18 protein-coding genes are annotated in these 17,703 nt (G+C 59.3%); 11 read left to right on the top strand and 7 right to left on the bottom strand.

Going from position 1 to position 17,703, the window contains the following annotated elements:
- Nucleotides 1–30 precede the first annotated feature (30 nt).
- Nucleotides 31–858: a helix-turn-helix domain-containing protein gene (locus RDL77_RS06025; protein ID WP_223614644.1), complete on the bottom strand. Its 828-nt coding sequence runs from the start codon at nt 856–858 to the stop codon at nt 31–33.
- Between the two features lie 131 nt (nt 859–989).
- Here RDL77_RS06025 and RDL77_RS06030 point away from each other — a divergent pair, with 131 nt between their 5' ends.
- The 5 genes from RDL77_RS06030 (at nt 990) to RDL77_RS06050 (ending at nt 7,581) form a co-directional block, all read left to right on the top strand.
- Entirely contained in the window at nt 990–2,216 is a 1,227-nt protein-coding gene (locus RDL77_RS06030) for an MFS transporter (protein ID WP_288192158.1), read from the top strand.
- Between the two features lie 216 nt (nt 2,217–2,432).
- Nucleotides 2,433–3,314, top strand: coding sequence for an AraC family transcriptional regulator (locus RDL77_RS06035; protein ID WP_288192159.1), 882 nt, complete (start codon nt 2,433–2,435; stop codon nt 3,312–3,314).
- 170 nt (nt 3,315–3,484) lie between these two features.
- Nucleotides 3,485–5,674 (top strand): TonB-dependent siderophore receptor, encoded by a 2,190-nt coding sequence (locus RDL77_RS06040; RefSeq protein ID WP_288192160.1) that lies wholly within the window; start codon nt 3,485–3,487, stop codon nt 5,672–5,674.
- A gap of 222 nt (nt 5,675–5,896) precedes the next feature.
- Nucleotides 5,897–6,823, top strand: coding sequence for an ABC transporter ATP-binding protein (locus RDL77_RS06045; protein ID WP_223614640.1), 927 nt, complete (start codon nt 5,897–5,899; stop codon nt 6,821–6,823).
- A complete protein-coding gene (locus RDL77_RS06050) occupies nt 6,820–7,581 on the top strand; it encodes an ABC transporter permease (protein WP_288192161.1) in 762 nt (253 codons plus the stop codon). The genes RDL77_RS06045 and RDL77_RS06050 overlap by 4 nt, the downstream gene beginning before the upstream one ends.
- A 2-nt stretch (nt 7,582–7,583) precedes the next feature.
- On the opposite strand, the gene RDL77_RS06055 is transcribed toward RDL77_RS06050, so the two are convergent.
- Nucleotides 7,584–7,772 (bottom strand): hypothetical protein, encoded by a 189-nt coding sequence (locus RDL77_RS06055; protein WP_288192162.1) that lies wholly within the window; start codon nt 7,770–7,772, stop codon nt 7,584–7,586.
- A 62-nt stretch (nt 7,773–7,834) separates the two neighbouring features.
- Nucleotides 7,835–8,209, bottom strand: a complete 375-nt coding sequence (locus RDL77_RS06060; protein WP_288192163.1) for a hypothetical protein — start codon at nt 8,207–8,209, stop codon at nt 7,835–7,837.
- Between the two features lie 398 nt (nt 8,210–8,607).
- Between RDL77_RS06060 and RDL77_RS06065 the strand changes: the two genes are divergently transcribed.
- Nucleotides 8,608–9,315: a DUF3053 family protein gene (locus RDL77_RS06065; RefSeq protein WP_288192164.1), complete on the top strand. Its 708-nt coding sequence runs from the start codon at nt 8,608–8,610 to the stop codon at nt 9,313–9,315.
- Here the strand turns inward: RDL77_RS06065 and RDL77_RS06070 are convergent.
- From RDL77_RS06070 to RDL77_RS06085, 4 genes are read right to left on the bottom strand one after another with little or no spacing between them, the layout of a single operon-like run.
- Nucleotides 9,312–10,370, bottom strand: a complete 1,059-nt coding sequence (locus tag RDL77_RS06070) for a D-TA family PLP-dependent enzyme (protein WP_288192166.1) — start codon at nt 10,368–10,370, stop codon at nt 9,312–9,314. The two genes, RDL77_RS06065 and RDL77_RS06070, sit on opposite strands and share 4 nt — an antisense overlap.
- A gap of 3 nt (nt 10,371–10,373) precedes the next feature.
- Complete coding sequence (locus RDL77_RS06075) at nt 10,374–11,255, bottom strand: MurR/RpiR family transcriptional regulator (protein WP_223614634.1); 882 nt, start codon at nt 11,253–11,255, stop codon at nt 10,374–10,376.
- 1 nt (nt 11,256) lies between these two features.
- Nucleotides 11,257–12,324 (bottom strand): ABC transporter ATP-binding protein, encoded by a 1,068-nt coding sequence (locus RDL77_RS06080; RefSeq protein ID WP_288192167.1) that lies wholly within the window; start codon nt 12,322–12,324, stop codon nt 11,257–11,259.
- Nucleotide 12,325: 1 nt separating this feature from the next.
- A complete protein-coding gene (locus RDL77_RS06085; protein WP_288192169.1) occupies nt 12,326–13,117 on the bottom strand; it encodes an SDR family oxidoreductase in 792 nt (263 codons plus the stop codon).
- 282 nt (nt 13,118–13,399) lie between these two features.
- Between RDL77_RS06085 and RDL77_RS06090 the strand changes: the two genes are divergently transcribed.
- From RDL77_RS06090 to RDL77_RS06110, 5 genes are all read left to right on the top strand, one after another.
- Nucleotides 13,400–14,629: a sugar ABC transporter substrate-binding protein gene (locus RDL77_RS06090; protein ID WP_374042669.1), complete on the top strand. Its 1,230-nt coding sequence runs from the start codon at nt 13,400–13,402 to the stop codon at nt 14,627–14,629.
- A gap of 97 nt (nt 14,630–14,726) precedes the next feature.
- Nucleotides 14,727–15,596 (top strand): carbohydrate ABC transporter permease, encoded by an 870-nt coding sequence (locus RDL77_RS06095; RefSeq protein WP_223614630.1) that lies wholly within the window; start codon nt 14,727–14,729, stop codon nt 15,594–15,596.
- Nucleotides 15,593–16,420, top strand: a complete 828-nt coding sequence (locus tag RDL77_RS06100; RefSeq protein WP_288192171.1) for a carbohydrate ABC transporter permease — start codon at nt 15,593–15,595, stop codon at nt 16,418–16,420. Before RDL77_RS06095 ends, RDL77_RS06100 begins: the two co-directional genes overlap by 4 nt.
- Before the next feature lie 19 nt (nt 16,421–16,439).
- A complete protein-coding gene (locus tag RDL77_RS06105) occupies nt 16,440–16,808 on the top strand; it encodes a RidA family protein (RefSeq protein ID WP_223614929.1) in 369 nt (122 codons plus the stop codon).
- 22 nt (nt 16,809–16,830) lie between these two features.
- The coding region (locus RDL77_RS06110; protein WP_288192172.1) for a M81 family metallopeptidase at nt 16,831–17,703 on the top strand (873 nt) is incomplete at its 3' end.

Here is a 17,703-nt window from a genome sequence, read left to right on the forward strand (position 1 = left end):
ATGGCGCTCAGGAAATGCCGGTGCAAGCAATCAGGCGGCGGAGTGAAGATAATTGCGGGGAGGGGCGCCCAGCATGCGTTTGAACATGGTGGTAAAGGCGGGAACGCTGTTATAGCCAAGATCAAGCGCAACGCTCGTCACCGCTTCACCTCCGGACAGACGCGGCAAAGCGGATAGCAGGCATGCCTGCTGGCGCCATGTCGACAGGCTTAAGCCCGTCTCGCGCCGGAAAAACCGCGTAAAGGTGCGGCGGCTCATGCCGAGGCGATCGGCCCAATTGTCGATATTGGTGCGGGGTGAAGGGTCTTGCAGAAAACCCCGGCACAGCGCCGCCAGCCTGGTGTCATCGGGGAAGGGCAGGCCGAGCGGGCGCTCTTCCAGCTTGGGAATCTCGTGCAGCAGCAATCCCATCATGAATGTCGTGCGCGGGCTCGCCTGCTCGTCGGACGGAGAAGCCACAACCTCCCGGATCAGCGTATCCATGAGCGGGGTCAGAGCAACCACGTGCAGATGGTTCTTCAATCCTTCAACGGCATCGGGACGGACATAGATCGAATGCATGGCGACATCGCCGTGCATATCCACCGCATGCCGCACGCCCGCCGGCAGCCATAGCGCATGATGCGGCGGCACCATCCAGCGGCCGAACTTGGTGGAGACCATGACAACCCCGGTCATCGCGTGCAGAAGTTGCGACAGGCTGTGCTGATGCTCCGGAACATGGCACCCGGTGGGATAGTGCGCCAATCCCGCAACCACATCGCCCTTCGATTGCTCAAGCCATTCCAGCCGCTGCAGATGCACGCGCCCCAGATCCCTGGCGTGGAAACTCATCTCGGGAAACTTCAGATAGAGCATCGGCTTGGCCCACTTGCGAAAGAAATAGACCAAACCACGAAGGCAGGTTTTGTGCAACAGGTATATCAGGGAAGGGAAGGGTGACGCGAAGCACGCAATCAACACCCTCATTTTCCGATGGAACGCCCGATATGACCGATACATCCCTGCCCGCACAGCGCTCTTCCGCTGAAATAACTGCCTTCGGCATCATCTTTGCCGTGAGCTTCTGCCATCTGCTCAACGACATGATGCAGTCCATGCTCTCGGCCATCTATCCGATGCTCAAGACCAACTATGGACTCGACTTCAAGCAGATCGGCCTGCTGACGCTCACCTTTCAGGTCACAGCGTCCCTGCTGCAGCCTGTCGTCGGCACCTATACCGACAAGCGCCCGATGCCCTATTCCCTGCCGGTCGGCATGGGCTTTTCGCTGGTTGGCCTCGGCCTCTTGTCGATCGCCACGCACTATTCGATGCTGCTGATCGGCGCCGCTTTCATCGGCATCGGCTCGGCCCTCTTTCCTCCCGAGTCCTCCCGCGTCGCGCGCCCGGCCTCCGGCGGGCGGCATGGCCCCGCCCAGTCGCCGTTCCCGGGTGGCGGGAAATTTCGCACCGCCCTCGGGCCCTTTCTTGCAGCGTTCATCCTCCTGCCGCACGGCCAGCAGAGCATCGCCTGGTTCTCGGCGGCGGCACTGATCGGCATGATCGTCCTCTATCAGGTCGGCAACTGGTACCAGCGCTATCGCGCCGCCAATGCGAAAAAGCCGCCGGTCAGCCGTACCCTGAAACTGCCGCGCCGCAAGGTGACGATGTCGCTGATCATTCTCACACTGCTGGTGTTCAGCAAGAACATCTATCTCGCCAGCATCTCCAGCTACTACACCTTCTACGTGATCCACAAATTCGGCATCACCGTACAACAGTCGCAGCTGATGCTGTTCCTGTTCCTTGGCGCCGCTGCTGTCGGCATCATCGGCGGCGGACTGGTTGGCGACAAGATCGGCGTCAAGACCGTCATCTGGTTCTCGATCCTGGGCGTCCTGCCGTTCACGCTGCTGATGCCCTATGCGAACCTGTTCTGGACCGGCGTGCTGACCGTGTTCATCGGCCTCATCCTGTCCTCGGCATTCCCGGCCATCGTGGTGTTTGCGCAGGAGCTGGTGCCGGGTCGGGTCGGCATGATCGCCGGCATCTTCTTCGGCTTCGCCTTCGGCATGGCCGGAATTGCAGCCGCGGTTCTCGGGGTCGTTGCCGACAACAAGGGGATCGACTTTGTCTATATGGTCTGTTCCTACCTGCCATTCCTCGGCCTGTTGACCATCTTCCTGCCGAGCATGCGCGAGGTGAAGGGTGAACCCGTGGCAGTCCCGGTATAACATTGTTGCCATAGAGCGACAGTCGCTGAAATAACGGCACTCGACAATAACGGGGCCGGATCATGCGTGATCCGGCCCCGTTTTCAATTGGCTCAACAATTTCAAGAACTAAAGATGATTTTTATACTCATATTAACTGCGCTAGTGCAAAGCCTGCTAGAAATGTTCTAAATCATTGGCATTGCCTGATATTTCCAATGGTTTTATGCCAATCAAATGACGTTTCAACCGCAGATGAATACGAAGATAAACGGCTTTTCCGTCGTCGGGGGCTTGCAGCAGCGCGCCTGGGACGGTGTTGTCGCCGATCTATTCAGCGTGAATTGCGCGCCCGATGCCAGCGGTCAGTATGAGGCGAGGGATCCCCGGCTCTTCATCGTTCTCGACGGCCTGAACACCGGCACGTTCAACGTGCGGCTGGACCCGCAGAGCAAGGATCTCGGCAGCGATGGCGTTGCCAATCCGATGTGCTATGTCCCGGCGGGAATGCCGCTCTGGTCCCGCCTCCGCGAGGTCAAACATATCCGCCACATCGACCTGCACTTCAACGTCCAAACACTGGTCAAACGCTTTGGCGACGGGGTTGATCTTGGCGCGGTCACGCGGCCACGCCTGATGTTTTCCGATCCGCGCATCCTGGCGCTGGCCAATCTCATGGCAGGGGAGTGTGCCAATCCCGATCCGCTGCACCCGCTCTACGGTGAGAGCCTGGCAATCTCGGTCTTCACGCTGCTGTTCGACATCAAGGCCAAAGCAGAGCGCAAGCGCAGCAAACTCGCGCCCTGGCAGCTGCGCCGTGTCACCAACTATCTCGGTGACAACTGGATGCGTGCGGTCCGCCTGCAGGAACTGGCGGATCTGACGGGATTGTCGCAATCGCATTTCAGTCATGCCTTCAAGGCTTCGACCGGCATGCCGCCGCACCAGTGGCAGATGCGCGCGCGCGTGCGCCGCATCGAAGAAATGCTGCTGCGGACCGGTCATAGTCTCAACCACATCGCGGAGCTCGCAGGCTTTGCCGATCAGGCGCATTTCACCCGCGTGTTCCGCCAGCACACCGGCCTCACGCCGGCCGCCTGGCAACGCAGCCGGAAATAAGCATTGTCGCCAGGCGACTTTAGCCCAGAAACATTCAACGGCCGTGATTTCGGACAAGACCCGCATTTATAGTTGAGTTAAATAGTCATAATATTTCAGGCACACGATGATACCGGCGCGGGCGCAGCGGCGTGCGGTGTCATTGTTCTTTGGGGTTTTTGGGGCGACACATGACAAGACATAACCGGACACGGCGGGCAGGGCTTCTGTTTGCCGGCACAACCCTCAGCATTGCGCTTCTGCCAATCGCAGCCATGGCGGAAGAATCCATCGTCCTCAAGGAAATCGTCATCGATGGCGGCAACGGCACGGCGACCGGACCCGTCAACGGCTACGTCGCCAAGAAGACCACCGCCGGTTCGAAATCCGCCCTGCCGATCACCGCCATTCCCCAGTCCGTTTCCGTGGTCGGCCAGCAGGAACTGCAGGATCGCGGCGTCAAGAAAGTCGATGAAGCCCTGCGCTATACCGCAGGCATCACCGCAGCGCCCTTCGGCGAAGACCCCGATACGGACTGGATTTTCATTCGTGGCTTCCAGGCCACGCAAAGCGGCGTTTTCCTCGATGGCCTGCCGCTCTTCGGCTATGGCTTCGGCGGATTCCAGATCGATCCCTTCATGCTTGAGCGGGTTGAAGCCCTCAAGGGCCCCGCTTCGGTTCTCTATGGTGGTGCCAATCCCGGCGGCATCGTCAATATGGTGAGCAAACGTCCGGAAAAGGATCGCTTCGGCCGGATCGAGACGGGTGTCAACCAATATGGCAATGCCTATCTCGGCGTCGATGTCGGCGACAAGCTCGATGAAAACGGCGTCTGGACCTACCGCTTCACCGGTCGGATCGCCGGCGGCGAACAGCAGACGGATTTTGCCAAGGATTTCCGCGGCTCGCTTATGCCGCAGATCACCTATGCGCCATCAGCCGACACAAAAGTCACTGTGTTCGGCCAGTTCTCCGCCCTCGACCAGACCCATGCGGGCGGCGGGTTCCTGCCTTATTACGGCACCGTCAAGGACGCGGCATTCGGCAAGATCAGCCGCAAGGCGAATTTCACCGAGCCAAGCATCGATGACGGCCAGAACCGCCAATATTTGTTTGGCTACGAAGCGGAACACACATTCGACAATGGCTGGAAGCTCAGCCAGAATGTGCGCTACGGCCATCAGAACAAGAAAGAAACCAGCCCCTATCCCTATGGTTATGTTGATCCGGCCTTCCCCTATGGCGGCGGTCTGAAGCCGACAACACCCGATAATCTCCTGTACCGGATCGGCTTCAACCACGATACGAAGGTCGACACGTTCCTGATGGACAACCGGGCCGAGAAGCAATTCACCACCGGCGCGCTCGAACACAATTTCCTGTTCGGCGTCGACTACAAATATTTCAAGATCGACCAGGTGCAGGCATCCGGCGGTGCAACGCCGATCAGCGCCAGCAATCCGGTCTATGGTGCCCCGCAGGGCCCGACCAGCGTCTATCTCGATCAGGTTTTGAAGATGAACCAGATTGGCGTCTACACGCAGGATCAGGTGCGGTTCGGCGATGGCTGGCTGATGACCCTGAACGGCCGCTATGACTACGTCAACATCTCGTCGGATTCCGCCGAAGGCCCGTTCTTCCCGCTTGGCCCGACCTATGACTACAACAGGAGCGCCGTCAGCGGCCGCGTCGGGCTGGGCTATGAATTCTCCAACGGCGTGACGCCCTATGTCAGCGCGGCAACCTTCTTCAATCCGGTGATTGGCGTCACCCTTGGCGAACCGCTGAAGCCGGAAGAGGGCTATCAGTTCGAAGCGGGTGTCAAATACGCCCCGGATTTCGTTGACGGCTTGCTGACGGCATCCGTGTTCCAGATCACCAAGCAGAACGCGCTGTCGCGCGTTCCCGGTACCTTTATCGACACGCAGCTGGGCGAGGTCAAATCGACCGGGCTGGAACTGGAAGGCAAGGTCAATATCGACCAGAACTGGAAGGCCCTGGCATCGCTGACCGTGCTCGATATGGAGATCACCAAGGATGAAGACCCGGCATTGATCGGCAACTGGCCGACAATCGTCCCGAAAGTGTCCGCAGCGTTCTGGCTGGATTACACGGTCGACCAGGGACCGCTGCAAGGGGTCAATCTCGGGGCAGGGGTCCGCTATCAGGGCGAGTCCTACGCCAACAAGGCCAACACGCTGAAGGTTCCCGGCGCCACCTTGTTCGACGCCGCTATCCGCTACGAGAAGGACAGCTGGGGCGTCGCTCTCAATGTCACCAATCTTTTCGACAAGGCCTATGTCAAGGGCTGCGACGGCGAGGCGGTCTGCGGTTATGGCGACGGCCGGACGATCACGCTTTCAGCCCACACCAAATGGTAGTTGCACAGCCCTTGTAGAAAACTGCCCATCCGGACACCCGCCATGCACGTCGCGTGGCGGGTGTTTTGTTTGATGGGCCTCCTGACTTGTTTTGTCAGGAGGTGGTTTGAAAACCAGTTTGGATCACCATATAAGGAAAACCATTCTTCCAATGACGGTTCATGCCTCCTGTTTCATTCTACCGGAGACGTCGCAACCGAAAATTCCGTCCGGATAGACCTCATGTCCTCAGCCATATCTGTTTCCAATCTGCATAAAACCTATGATTCCGGGTTTGAAGCACTCAAGAACATCAATCTCGACATTCATCACGGTGAAATCTTTGCCTTGCTCGGCCCCAACGGCGCCGGCAAGACGACGCTGATCAGCACTATCTGCGGCATCGTCAATCCGACATCCGGCACGATCCTCGCCGATGGGCACGACATCCAGAAGGAATATCGTGCGGCGCGCACCAAGATCGGCCTGGTGCCGCAGGAATTGACGACCGATGCCTTCGAGACGGTGTGGAACACGGTGAGTTTCAGCCGCGGTCTGTTCGGAAAGCCGTCCAAACCAAGCCATGTCGAGAAGATCCTGAAAGACCTTTCGCTCTGGGACAAGAAAGACAACAAGATCATCACCTTGTCCGGCGGCATGAAGCGCCGCGTCATGATTGCCAAGGCACTGTCGCACGAACCGGAGATCCTGTTCCTCGATGAACCGACTGCCGGTGTCGACGTCGAGTTGCGCCGCGACATGTGGAATGTTGTGCGCGCTTTGCGCGAGTCCGGCGTGACCATCATCCTGACGACCCATTACATCGAGGAAGCCGAACAGATGGCCGACCGCATCGGCGTCATCAGCAAAGGCGAGATCATCCTGGTCGAAGAAAAGAACGAACTGATGCGCTCGCTGGGCAAGAAGCAGCTGCGCCTGCATTTGCAGGAAGAGCATTCAGCCGTACCCGACACCTTGGCCAAGTACGGGCTCGAACTGGCCGCCAGCGGCAGCGAGCTTATCTACAGCTACGATGCGCATGAGGACAAAACCGGCATTGCCTCGCTGCTCAAGGATCTGGACAAGGCAGGCATAGGGTTCAACGACATTCAGACGAAGCAAAGCTCTCTCGAGGAAATCTTCGTCAATCTGGTGAGGGAACGCAAATGAACCTTTACGCGATCCGTGCGATCTATCTCTTTGAAATGCATCGTACATGGCGCACGATCATGCAGAGCATCATCTCGCCTGTCATTTCTACCAGCCTGTACTTTGTCGTCTTCGGTTCGGCCATTGGCGGGCGCATTCCCGAGATCAATGGCGTCAGTTACGGTGCGTTCATCGTACCGGGACTGGTCATGCTGTCGCTGCTGACGCAGAGCATTTCGAACGCGTCCTTCGGTATCTACTTTCCCAAATTCACCGGGACGATCTATGAATTGCTGTCGGCACCCGTATCCTATTTCGAGATTGTCATCGCCTATGTCGGCGCGGCGGCGTCGAAATCGATCATTCTCGGCGTGATCATTCTGGCAACGGCCGCCTTGTTCGTGCCGTTGCGGATCGAGCATCCCTTTGTCATGGTGCTGTTTCTCGTGCTCACTGCGGTGACCTTCAGTCTGTTCGGCTTCATCATTGGCATATGGGCCGACGGTTTTGAAAAGCTGCAGCTGGTGCCGCTGATGATCGTCACGCCGCTGACGTTCCTGGGCGGCAGCTTTTACTCCATCGACATGCTTCCGCCGTTCTGGCGTACGGTCACCTTGTTCAATCCGGTCGTTTATCTCATCAGCGGCTTTCGCTGGAGTTTTTACGGCTTGTCCGATGTGCACATCGGAACCAGTCTTGCCATGACCTTGGTGTTCCTCATCGTCTGCATTCTGATTGTGCGCTGGATGTTCAAAACGGGGTACAGGCTGAAAAGCTAGGCCTATTCTTCCCAGCGCTGGAAGGGATCGCGATCATCCGTCGTATGATTGCGCTCCTCGGCGCAAAGGAAGGCCGCCGGGATTTCTTCCGGCTTCAGCACGGCAAAGCAATCCGGATCAGGCTCGACGACATCTGCCGGGCCGCTAGGCAAAACAGGCTGCTCGAACGACACCTTGACAGTTGGCCCCATACGCATAAGCTCTGGCGAAGGCCTGCATGATGCAGGAAAGACCCGCCGGGAGTCGAGTCCCTTCAGTGCCCCCAGAATCCGTAGACAACGAGTGCCACGAACAGGGTGACAAACGCGGCAAAGGCGATATGCAATTTCACCAGAACGCTCTTGGTTCCTGATATTCTGGCCTGCAACGGCCGCGTCTTTTCCGGACGGGATCGCAGCCGCATCCGCGCCAGCATGTCGTCCAGGGCCTTGCACCCGTCCAGTTCATCCTCATGCGAGGCGATGAAACGAAACAGAGCGGCATCAAACAGGAGGTAGCCGGTAAGCAACAGGGTGATAAGCCCGCCCACCATCATCAGGGGCCACAGACCGGCAAGCACAGCGCCGCCCTTGTCGGCGATGAGCGACGTTGCCACCATGAGGACGCAGGTCAGGACCCCATAGGTCACTGCGCGATGTCTCAAACGGTGAGCAAATTCAGCAGCATCTTCCTCCATGGCAATTCCTTCCTCCGGCCCTCAACGCATGGCATTCTATGGCCAATCGGGAGCGGCCACAATCGGAGCCTTGAACGATCGGTCCGCCACGCAAGATGGCTCGGCCCCGGCCTCCCGCAGTTTCCATTGCTTCTGGAAAACATGCCTGACGGTGCCCGTCACGGTTGTGCAACATATCTTTCTGCACTAGGCCCTACCCAGCGATCCGATCAATTTTGAGGGAAATGCCACTCTTCCCATGCTGGCGCCCAATTTCTGCAGCACCACAGGGAGCAACAAGGCCGACAGGCCCTATCGTTCAGGCCACTTGCCTGAGCGGACGTCAAGAAGAAGAAAAGGAAAATAACAAAATGCCAGGATTCCGTTTTGCCATTGCGGCGGTCATGACCGTGTTCATGGCCCTCTCGATCTCCGCCTGTTCGGACAACGAGGCCACCCAGCGCAAGGCATTCATCGACTTTCTGCAGACGCGCATCGTCGACAAGAAGGGCGTGAGCGTCCCGCAATTGACCACGGAAGAAACCAAGTCTCTTGGCAGCTATGCAGCACAATACAAGATCATCACCGATTTTCATGCGGCGATGAACGAAAAGATCAGCAAACCCATGGAAGCCCTTGCTGCCAAAGGTGCAATCACCTCCATCGACGATGCCATGAACCGCAAGGATGACATCAAGGCCGCCTATGCCGGCCTCAGCACGCTGCGCACGACCATGGATGAAGAACAGAGCGTCGCCGACAGGGCCCATGCGGCGCTGAAGCAGCCGGAAGACCTCAAGCCCGTCTTTGACAAGGCCTATGAAAAGACCGTGAGCAATCTCGCCAACACCTACAAGGAAATCTTTCCGGCCACGAGCGAGACCTTTGACATCCTCCTGAAGGTCGTCGATTTCGTCGATCAGAACAGGGACAAGATCACCATCTCCGGCTCGATGTTCGAAGTTTCGGATCCCACCATCCAGGCGCAGTTGAACATCCTGCTCGATCAGGTCAATGCCAAGGGGCAGGCGATGTCCGACGCGCAGCGGAAAATGCGCGCGGCCATCTACGGAAACTAGCCGACCCGGCCCCGCGCGGCGACGGGGGCAATGTCGACGACCGCGTCGCCTGATATCAGCACCACGCTGTCGAACAGATTGGAGACCACGCAGGCGTGATTGGGAATGATGCGGACCCGGTCGCCGATCTGCGGCTTGGATTTACACGCCGACACGTCGATCGTCCCGTGCTCCTCGCTGAGCGAGGTGATCACCGCATCGGGAAATTCGACAATCCGCCCGAACCCTTCCATGCCGAACGTATCGCTCGACAGCGATTTTGAGCCGGCATCGATGACCGCACGGTTGTCCGTCGGGCGGCTGACCACGGTTGCCAGAACGGTGAGGGCGCAATCGTCCCAGGTGCCGGCATTCTTTGCCACCTGAAACCGGTCCATATAGATATACGTGCCGGGCCGATGTTCGGTGGCCGCCGTCACCTCATGAGCACGCCACATATCCGGCGAACCGCCGTTGGAGATGATGCACGGATCAAGTCCCGCATCGGCCGCTTTCTGCTTTGCCGCTGCCAGCCATGCCTGGTTCTCCTGCACGCCACCCGCCTTCGGATAGGTCATGAAACCGGCAAAGCGAAGACCGTCGGCGGCGTCGATCACTTTCGCCAGCGCAACCGCGTCATCGGGTGTCTGCACGCCGCAGCGGCCCATGCCCGTATCGCATTCCACCAGAACCTCGAGCGGCTTCGCCGAACCGGCAAAGGCCGCGGCAAGGCCGCTGACGGTTGCGGCGCTGTCCGCCGTCACCGCAAGCTTGATGCGTCCGTGCAGGGCAACGAGCCGGTCGAGCTTGGCTTTGCCGATGATATTGTAGGGAATGAAAATGTCAGTCAAACCGGCATCGGCCATCACCTCGGCCTCGCCCAACTTCTGGCAGGTGATGCCGACAGCGCCAAGTTCCACCTGCCGTTTGGCAAAACGCGGCAGCTTGTGCGTCTTGATATGCGGGCGCACGCGCAGCCCATGCGCATCGGCATAGGCCTGGAAGCGCTGCAGGTTGGCATCGGCCCGGTCCACATCGATCAGGACGGCAGGCGTATCAAGGTCGGACAGTTTCAATTCTCAGTCTCCAAGCGGAAGGTTGGGTGCATCGCTCTTTTGCATGCCCTGAAGATTCTTGATCCGGCGCATGCGTTCCACTGCGGGCGCGCCGATTTTTTCCGCTACGCTCATGGCCAGCATATCGGTCAGGGCAAGCAGGGCATAGCGGGCAGGTGAGGGCCGGTAGACATTCGTGCCTTCTTCGATGTGAAAAGGCAAGACCAGTTGCGCCGCGGCCGCCAAAGACGACTTGGCCGCGGTGAAGGCAATTGTCTTTGCCCCGTAGCGTCCGGCAATGGTCACCGCGTCGATAACCGGCTTGACCTCGCCGGACAGGGAATAGGCGACGATGACCGTATCCTTGTTGCTGGTAGCAGCGGTCATCTGCTGCATTTCGCCATCGATATGGGAGGAGGCCGGAAGACCCAACCGGAACAACCGGTTTTCGAGCTCGGTCGCGGCCATCGACGAGGCACCGCCCGACCCGTAGGCACGAACCATGCCGGCACCGGCAACGATAGCCGCAGCGCGGTCGAGACTTGCCCGGTCGATGAGATTGGTCACCGTTTCAATCGCACTGACGGCACTGGTTGCTATGATTGACGGAATGCCATGGCTCGCCGAACCATCGGCGGCATTGACCGAAATGAACCGCCCGGCAACCGCCAGGGACTGGGCAAGCCCCACCTTGAAATCACGGGTGCCTTCGAAGCCGAGCGAGCGGCAGAAACGGGTAATCGTCGGCTCGCTGACCCCCGCCTTTTCCGCCAGCTTTTCAATGGAAGCATGGGTGGCAAAATCCGCATCCGCCAGAACGGCGGCAGCCACCCTTTGATCGGAGCGCTGGCCATTCTCGGCGATCTCACGCAACCGGGCAACGATGTCAAAAAGCGGCGAAGCCATGTCAGATCCGGTTTCCGGTTTTCCCGTCGAAGACGTGCACCTTGCCAGGATCAACCGTCAGCATCATCTGGCTGCCCGGTTCCGGCGCGATGCGATCACGGAACACCGCGCGCACATCCACGCCGGCAATCGTGCCGAAAAGATGCGTTTCCGAGCCGGTCGGCTCGATCACGGCAACTTTATAAGGGAAACCCTGACCGCTAGCCGCCAGGCGGTAATGTTCCGGACGGATACCCACCTCGATCGGCTGACCGGAAGCGGCCGTCGTATCGCCAACCGGGATCGCGAAACCATCCGATGTCCGCATGCGTACCATCCCGTCACCCCGCTCCAGCGTCCCGGGAATGAAGCTCATGGCGGGCGAGCCAAGGAAACCGGCGACGAATTTGTTGGCCGGCTGGTCATACAGTTCGAGCGGCGAGCCGATCTGTTCGATGCGGCCGCCATTCATCACCACGATCCGGTCCGCCATGGTCATGGCCTCGATCTGGTCGTGCGTCACATAGACGATGGTTGTCTTGAGCTGCTGATGCAGCGCCTTGATTTCCGTGCGCATCTGCACGCGCAGCTTGGCATCCAGATTGGACAGCGGTTCATCGAAAAGGAACAGGTCGGGTTCCCGCACGATGGTCCGGCCCATGGCAACGCGCTGGCGCTGGCCGCCCGAAAGCTGGCGCGGCAGGCGGTCGAGATAGTTGTGCAGGTTGAGCGTTTCCGCTGCCTTGTTCACCTTGGCATCGATAATACTTCCGGCTTCGCGCCGGATTTTCGGGCCAAAGCCGATATTCTTGCGCGTCGTCATATGCGGGAACAGCGCATAGCTCTGGAAGACCATTGAAATATTGCGCTGCTGCGGCGCGAGGCCATTGGTCAGGCGATCGCCGATCCATAGCTCCCCCGAAGAAATATCGTCGAGACCGGCAATCATGCGCAGAAGCGTGGACTTGCCGCAGCCGGAAGGGCCGATGAGAACGAGGAACTCGCCGTCACGCACCTCAAGATCGATGCCATGCAGAACGCTCATGGCTCCATAGGATTTGACGAGTTGTTTGATCTGAAGTCCGGCCATGTCAGTCTTCTCCCGCAAGAACGTCGTTGATGAAGCGCAGATTGCCTGACGTCAACCCGGCATCCACGGCCAGCGCCGTGCCTGTTATTCCAGATGCTGCCGAGGAAGCCAGAAACAGGGCGGCATGTGCCACTTCTTCCGGTGTCACCATGCGCCCGAGCGGATAGTGCGGCAAGACTTTCGCCAGGAGTTCCGGCTGACTGGCGAGGCGATGATCCCATGCGGGTGTGCGCACCGAGCCGGGGCAGACCGCATTGGCACGGATGCCATACCGTCCGCGCTCCACGGCCAGCGCCTTCACATAGGAGATAAGCCCGGCCTTGGCAGCCGAATAGGCCGGGTTACCGAAATGCGAGAGGCCATTGACCGAGGATATGAACACCACATTGCCGCCGCCGCGTCTGACCATGGCATCGACGACCGGCGCCGTCACATGAAAGGCACCATTCAGGTTGATCGCAATCTCGCGATCCCAGACGTCGCCATCCACCTGATCCAGTGTTTCGCCGCGGGTGAAGCCGGCATTGTTGACCAGCACGTCGGGCGCACCGTTCTCGCCGATGAAATCGCCGACGGCCTTTGCGATGCCGGCGCGGTCCGTGAGCTCAAAAACAAGACGATGGGCGAGGGGCAGGTTTTCCAATGCCGCGTCCGTCCTGTCGGCGCCCGAGACGACGGCGCCCGCAGCGGTGAAGGCTGCAATCAATGCCTGGCCGATACCGCCGCCAGCACCGGTGATCAGCACCTGCCTGCCTTTTAGTCCATAGAAATCATGCAAATTGGGTGAGGTCATTGCGCGTTCATCTGTTCCCGTATCATTGGCCCGCTTCCGCAGACAATCTCTCGCGGATTCTACCCGCCTGTTGCCCAGCTAATGGCGGAGCGTGAAAAAAAGCAACATAAAAATACATCAAACCGATGCAAAATTCGCTTGCATGAAATTAAATTACATTTGAAGATAGAGAGGCTGGTTGGAAGAAGCGGCTTGCGGGAGGCGAAGGAGCCTACCCGCCGAAGACGGTTCGCGGACACAAACAAACGCCGTGTGACTGCGGCGATAACAAGGGGAATGACAATGACGTTCAAACAGAAACTATGCCTTCTTGCCGGAGCAAGCATCGTTGCCTTCAGCAGCAGCGCCTTTGCCGCGAGCACCGTGCGTGTCACCATCGCCGAATACAGCAAGGGCACGGGCCCTTACTTCCAGGAAGCGGCCAAGGCGTTTGAAGCCGCCAATCCCGATGTCAAAATCCAGATCGAGGTCGTGCCGTGGGACAGCCTGCAGCAGAAGCTGACCACCGATATTTCGGCCGGCGCCAATGCCGATCTTTCCATCATCGGCACGCGCTGGCTGCTCGACTATGTGTCGGAAGGCATCGTTGCGCCGCTTGACGAGCACATCAAACCGGACTTCAAGGCCCGCTTCATCGACACGTTCCTGACGCCTTCGGTCATGAACGGCAAGGTCTACGGCCTGCCGGTCGCCGCCTCGGCGCGGGCGATGTATTACAACAAGGACATTTTCGCCAAGGCCGGCATCAGCGCGCCGCCCGCGACGTGGGCCGACTTCAAGACCGATGCGGAAAAGATCAAGAAGCTCGGTAGCGAGACCTATGGTTTCGGTCTGCAGGGCAAGGAAATCGAGACGGACGTCTATTTCTACTACGGCATGTGGTCGAATGGCGGCGAAATCGTCAAGGGCGGCAAATCCGGCCTCGATTCAAAGGCAGCCATCGACACCGCCAAGCTTTACAAGAGCTTCATCGATGAGGGCCTGACCCAGCCGGGCGTGACCTCCTATTCGCGTGAAGACGTGCAGAACCTGTTCAAGCAGGGCAAGGTGGCAACGGTCATCACCGCACCGTTCCTCTCGGGCCAGATCAAGACCGAAGCGCCGAAGCTCAACTATGGCGTGGCACCCATCCCGGCAGGTCCGGGCGGCGACAAGGGCACCTATGGCGTGACCGACTCCATTGTTCTGTTCGAGAATTCCAAGAACAAGGAAGCGGCCTGGAAGTTCCTTGATTTCATCTTCACCAAGGAACAGCGCACCAAGTTCGACAAGATCGAAGGCTTCCTGCCGGTCAACGCGGAAGAAGCGAAGGATCCTTATTTCGCTGACAATGCCGATCTGAAGGTCTTCACCTCGCTGCTGCCGAATGCCCGGTTTGCACCGGTCATTCCGGGCTGGGAGGACATCGCCAAGACAACCTCCAATGCCGTGCAGAAGATCTATCTTGGCCAGGGCGAGGCCGAGGCAACGCTGAAGGAAGCGGCTGCCAAGATCAACGCGACGCTGAAATAAGCCGGCCGCGGGAGAGTGGCGCCAGCCGCTTTCCCGCTCCGTCCTTCAGACGCCATATTCTCCGGTCCCATATTCTCCGGTCAAGGAACGCACGCTTATGCAACGGGCAACGGCCCCCTATTTTCTCATCCTGCCCAGCTTCATTCTGGCAGCCGCCATCATCCTCTGGCCGCTGAAGGAGATCGTCTCGCTGTCGCTGCACGACGTGAACCGTTTCGGCATGCTGCGCGAATTCGTCGGGCTTGAGCATTTCCGCGTGCTGTTCGCCGATCCGGATTTCATCGCAGCGACCTGGCGCACGCTGGTCTGGACCGTTTGCGTCGTGCTTGGCACGCTGATCGTATCGGTCCCCATCGCGCTGATCCTCAACGAGGATTTCTACGGGCGCGGCATTGCCCGCATCCTCATCATGCTGCCCTGGGCGATCTCGCTGACCATGACCGCCGTGGTCTGGCGCTGGGCTCTCAACGGCGAAAGCGGCATGCTGAATTCGGCGCTGCGTGATCTCGGCCTGATCGGCAGCAATATCCAGTGGCTGGCCGAGGCGTCCACCGCCTTTCCGATGCAGATCCTGATCGGCATCCTCGTGTCAGTGCCGTTTACGGTGACCATCTTCCTCGGCGGACTGTCGTCGGTTCCCGATGATCTCTATGAGGCGGCGGCCACGGAAGGCGCTGGGCGCTGGGACCAGTTCCGCCTGATCACGCTTCCCCTGTTGCGGCCCTTCATCAATATCGCGTTCGTGCTCAACACGATCTACGTCTTCAACTCCTTCCCGATCATCTGGGTGACCACGCAGGGCGGGCCTGCCAATTCGACCCATATTCTCGTAACCTATCTCTACGAGCTCGGCTTCCGCCTCGGGCGCCTGGGCGAGGCGGCGGCGATCTCGCTGATCATGTTCGCCATCCTTCTGGTCTTCACGCTCATCTATGTGCGGCTGGCCATGCGCGAGGAGAAGGAATGATGAACAGCAAGCTCAAGCGCTCCCTCCTGTTCTGGCTGTTCCTGTCGCCGATCGTCGTGGTGATCCTCTTTCCCTATGTCGTCATGACGATCACCTCGCTCAAATCGGCAACGGAGGTGCTCAACCCAACCTGGTGGCCGGAAGAACTGCACTGGCAGAACTTTTCGGAGATGTGGCAGACCTCCGGCATTGCGTCGGCGCTCGCCAATTCGCTCTACGTATCGACGCTGTCGACCCTGCTGACCATCGTCGTCTCCATTCCCGCCGCCTATGCCCTCAGCCGCTACCAGTTTGCCGGCCGCAACGCCTACCGGCAATTTCTCCTCGTCTCGCAGATGCTGTCGCCCATCGTGCTGGTCATCGGCCTGTTCCGGCTCGTGGCCAATGCCGGGATGATCGACAATCTGAATGTGCTTGTCATCATCTACACCGGCTTCAACATCGCCTTCTGCGTGTGGATGCTGCAGAGCTATTTCTCCACAATTCCACGCGATCTCGAAGAAGCCGCATGGATGGAAGGGGCAAATCGCTGGCGCACGCTGCGCAGCGTCTTCCTGCCGCTCGCTGTCCCGGCAATGGTCGTCACCGCCATCTTCACCTTCATCAATGCCTGGAACGAGTTCGTCATCGCGCTTACCATGCTGCGCAAGGAAGAGAACTACACCCTGCCGATCCGCGTGCTCTCGCTTGTCGCCGGCCGCTACACGGTCGACTGGCACTACGTCATGGCTGCGGCATTTGTGGCATCCGTTCCGGTCGCCATTCTCTTTGCGTGGCTGCAGCGCTATCTGGTGCGCGGGCTTTCCATCGGCGCCGTCAAGTAACCAAGTCAGGGAATTGAACATCATGACAAAACAACATTTCGGATCATCGCATGTGCCGCTGTCACCGGCCGTCCGCGCCGGGGATTTCATCTACATTTCCGGCCAGGTCCCGGTCGGCGCCGATGGCACCGTCATCACAGGCGGCATCGAAGCACAGACAAAGCAGGTGATGGAGAATATCAGGACAGCGCTGGCGCTGGCCGGTGCGGATCTGTCCGATGTGGTGAAGACCTTCGTCATTCTCGAAGATGCGCGCGAGTTCGCCGCCTTCAACAAGACCTACGCGGCCTATTTCCCGCAGAACCCGCCAGCCCGCACCACGATTGAATCGCGCCTGATGATCGACATCAAGATCGAAATCGAAGCCATTGCCTACAAGCCCCTCTGATACATAAAGAACAGGCATTTCCATGCGCATCTTCACCGCCTCCTTCGCGACGGAAACCAATACGTTTTCGCCGGTTCCAACCGACCGCGCCAGTTTTGAAATGGCCTTCTATGCAGGCCCCGGCGAACACCCGGAAACACCGACGCTGTGTTCGGCGCCCATGGTGGTTCTGCGCCGCCGCGCACGGGAGGAGGGCTTTGAACTCATCGAGGGCACCGCGACCTGGGCCGAACCCGGCGGGCTTTTGCAGCAGCGGGCCTACGAGGAATTGCGCGACGAAATTCTCGGCCAGCTGCAAGCGGCCTTGCCTGTCGACGCGGTCATTCTTGGCCTGCACGGGGCCATGGTCGCCCAAGGCTATGATGATTGCGAAGGCGATCTGCTCGAGCGCATCCGCGCGATTGTCGGCCCTGACGTGCTCATTGCATCGGAACTTGATCCGCACAGCCATCTGACACGCAAACGCGTGGAGAATTCCAACATTCTCGCCGCCTTCCTTGAATTCCCGCATACGGATTTCTACGAGCGCGGCGAACACGTCGTCGATCTCGCGCTGCGCACGCTGCGCGGCGAGATCAAGCCGGTCATCTCCACCTTCGATTGCCGCATGATCGGTGTTTTCCCGACCAGCCGCGAACCGATGCGTTCCTTCGTCGACCGTATTCAAGCCTTGCAGGGCAAGAACAATATTCTCTCCATCTCGCTGATCCACGGCTTCATGGCGGACGATCTTCCTCCCGGAGGCCCGCCCCCCCGCCCCCGCCCACCGCGGCGGAGCTGGGGGGGGGGAGAGGTGTGTGTTCGAGGCTGGTGCGCGCGGGCGGGGGTGGGGGAGCGCGCTGAACGGCGGGGGGCAGACGGTGGACGGCCACTGGAGCAAGTAAGTAGGGGGACA

Origin of the sequence: uncultured Phyllobacterium sp. (assembly GCF_902479695.1) — a bacterium.
GTDB classification, from domain to species: Bacteria; Pseudomonadota; Alphaproteobacteria; order Rhizobiales; family Rhizobiaceae; genus Phyllobacterium; species Phyllobacterium calauticae.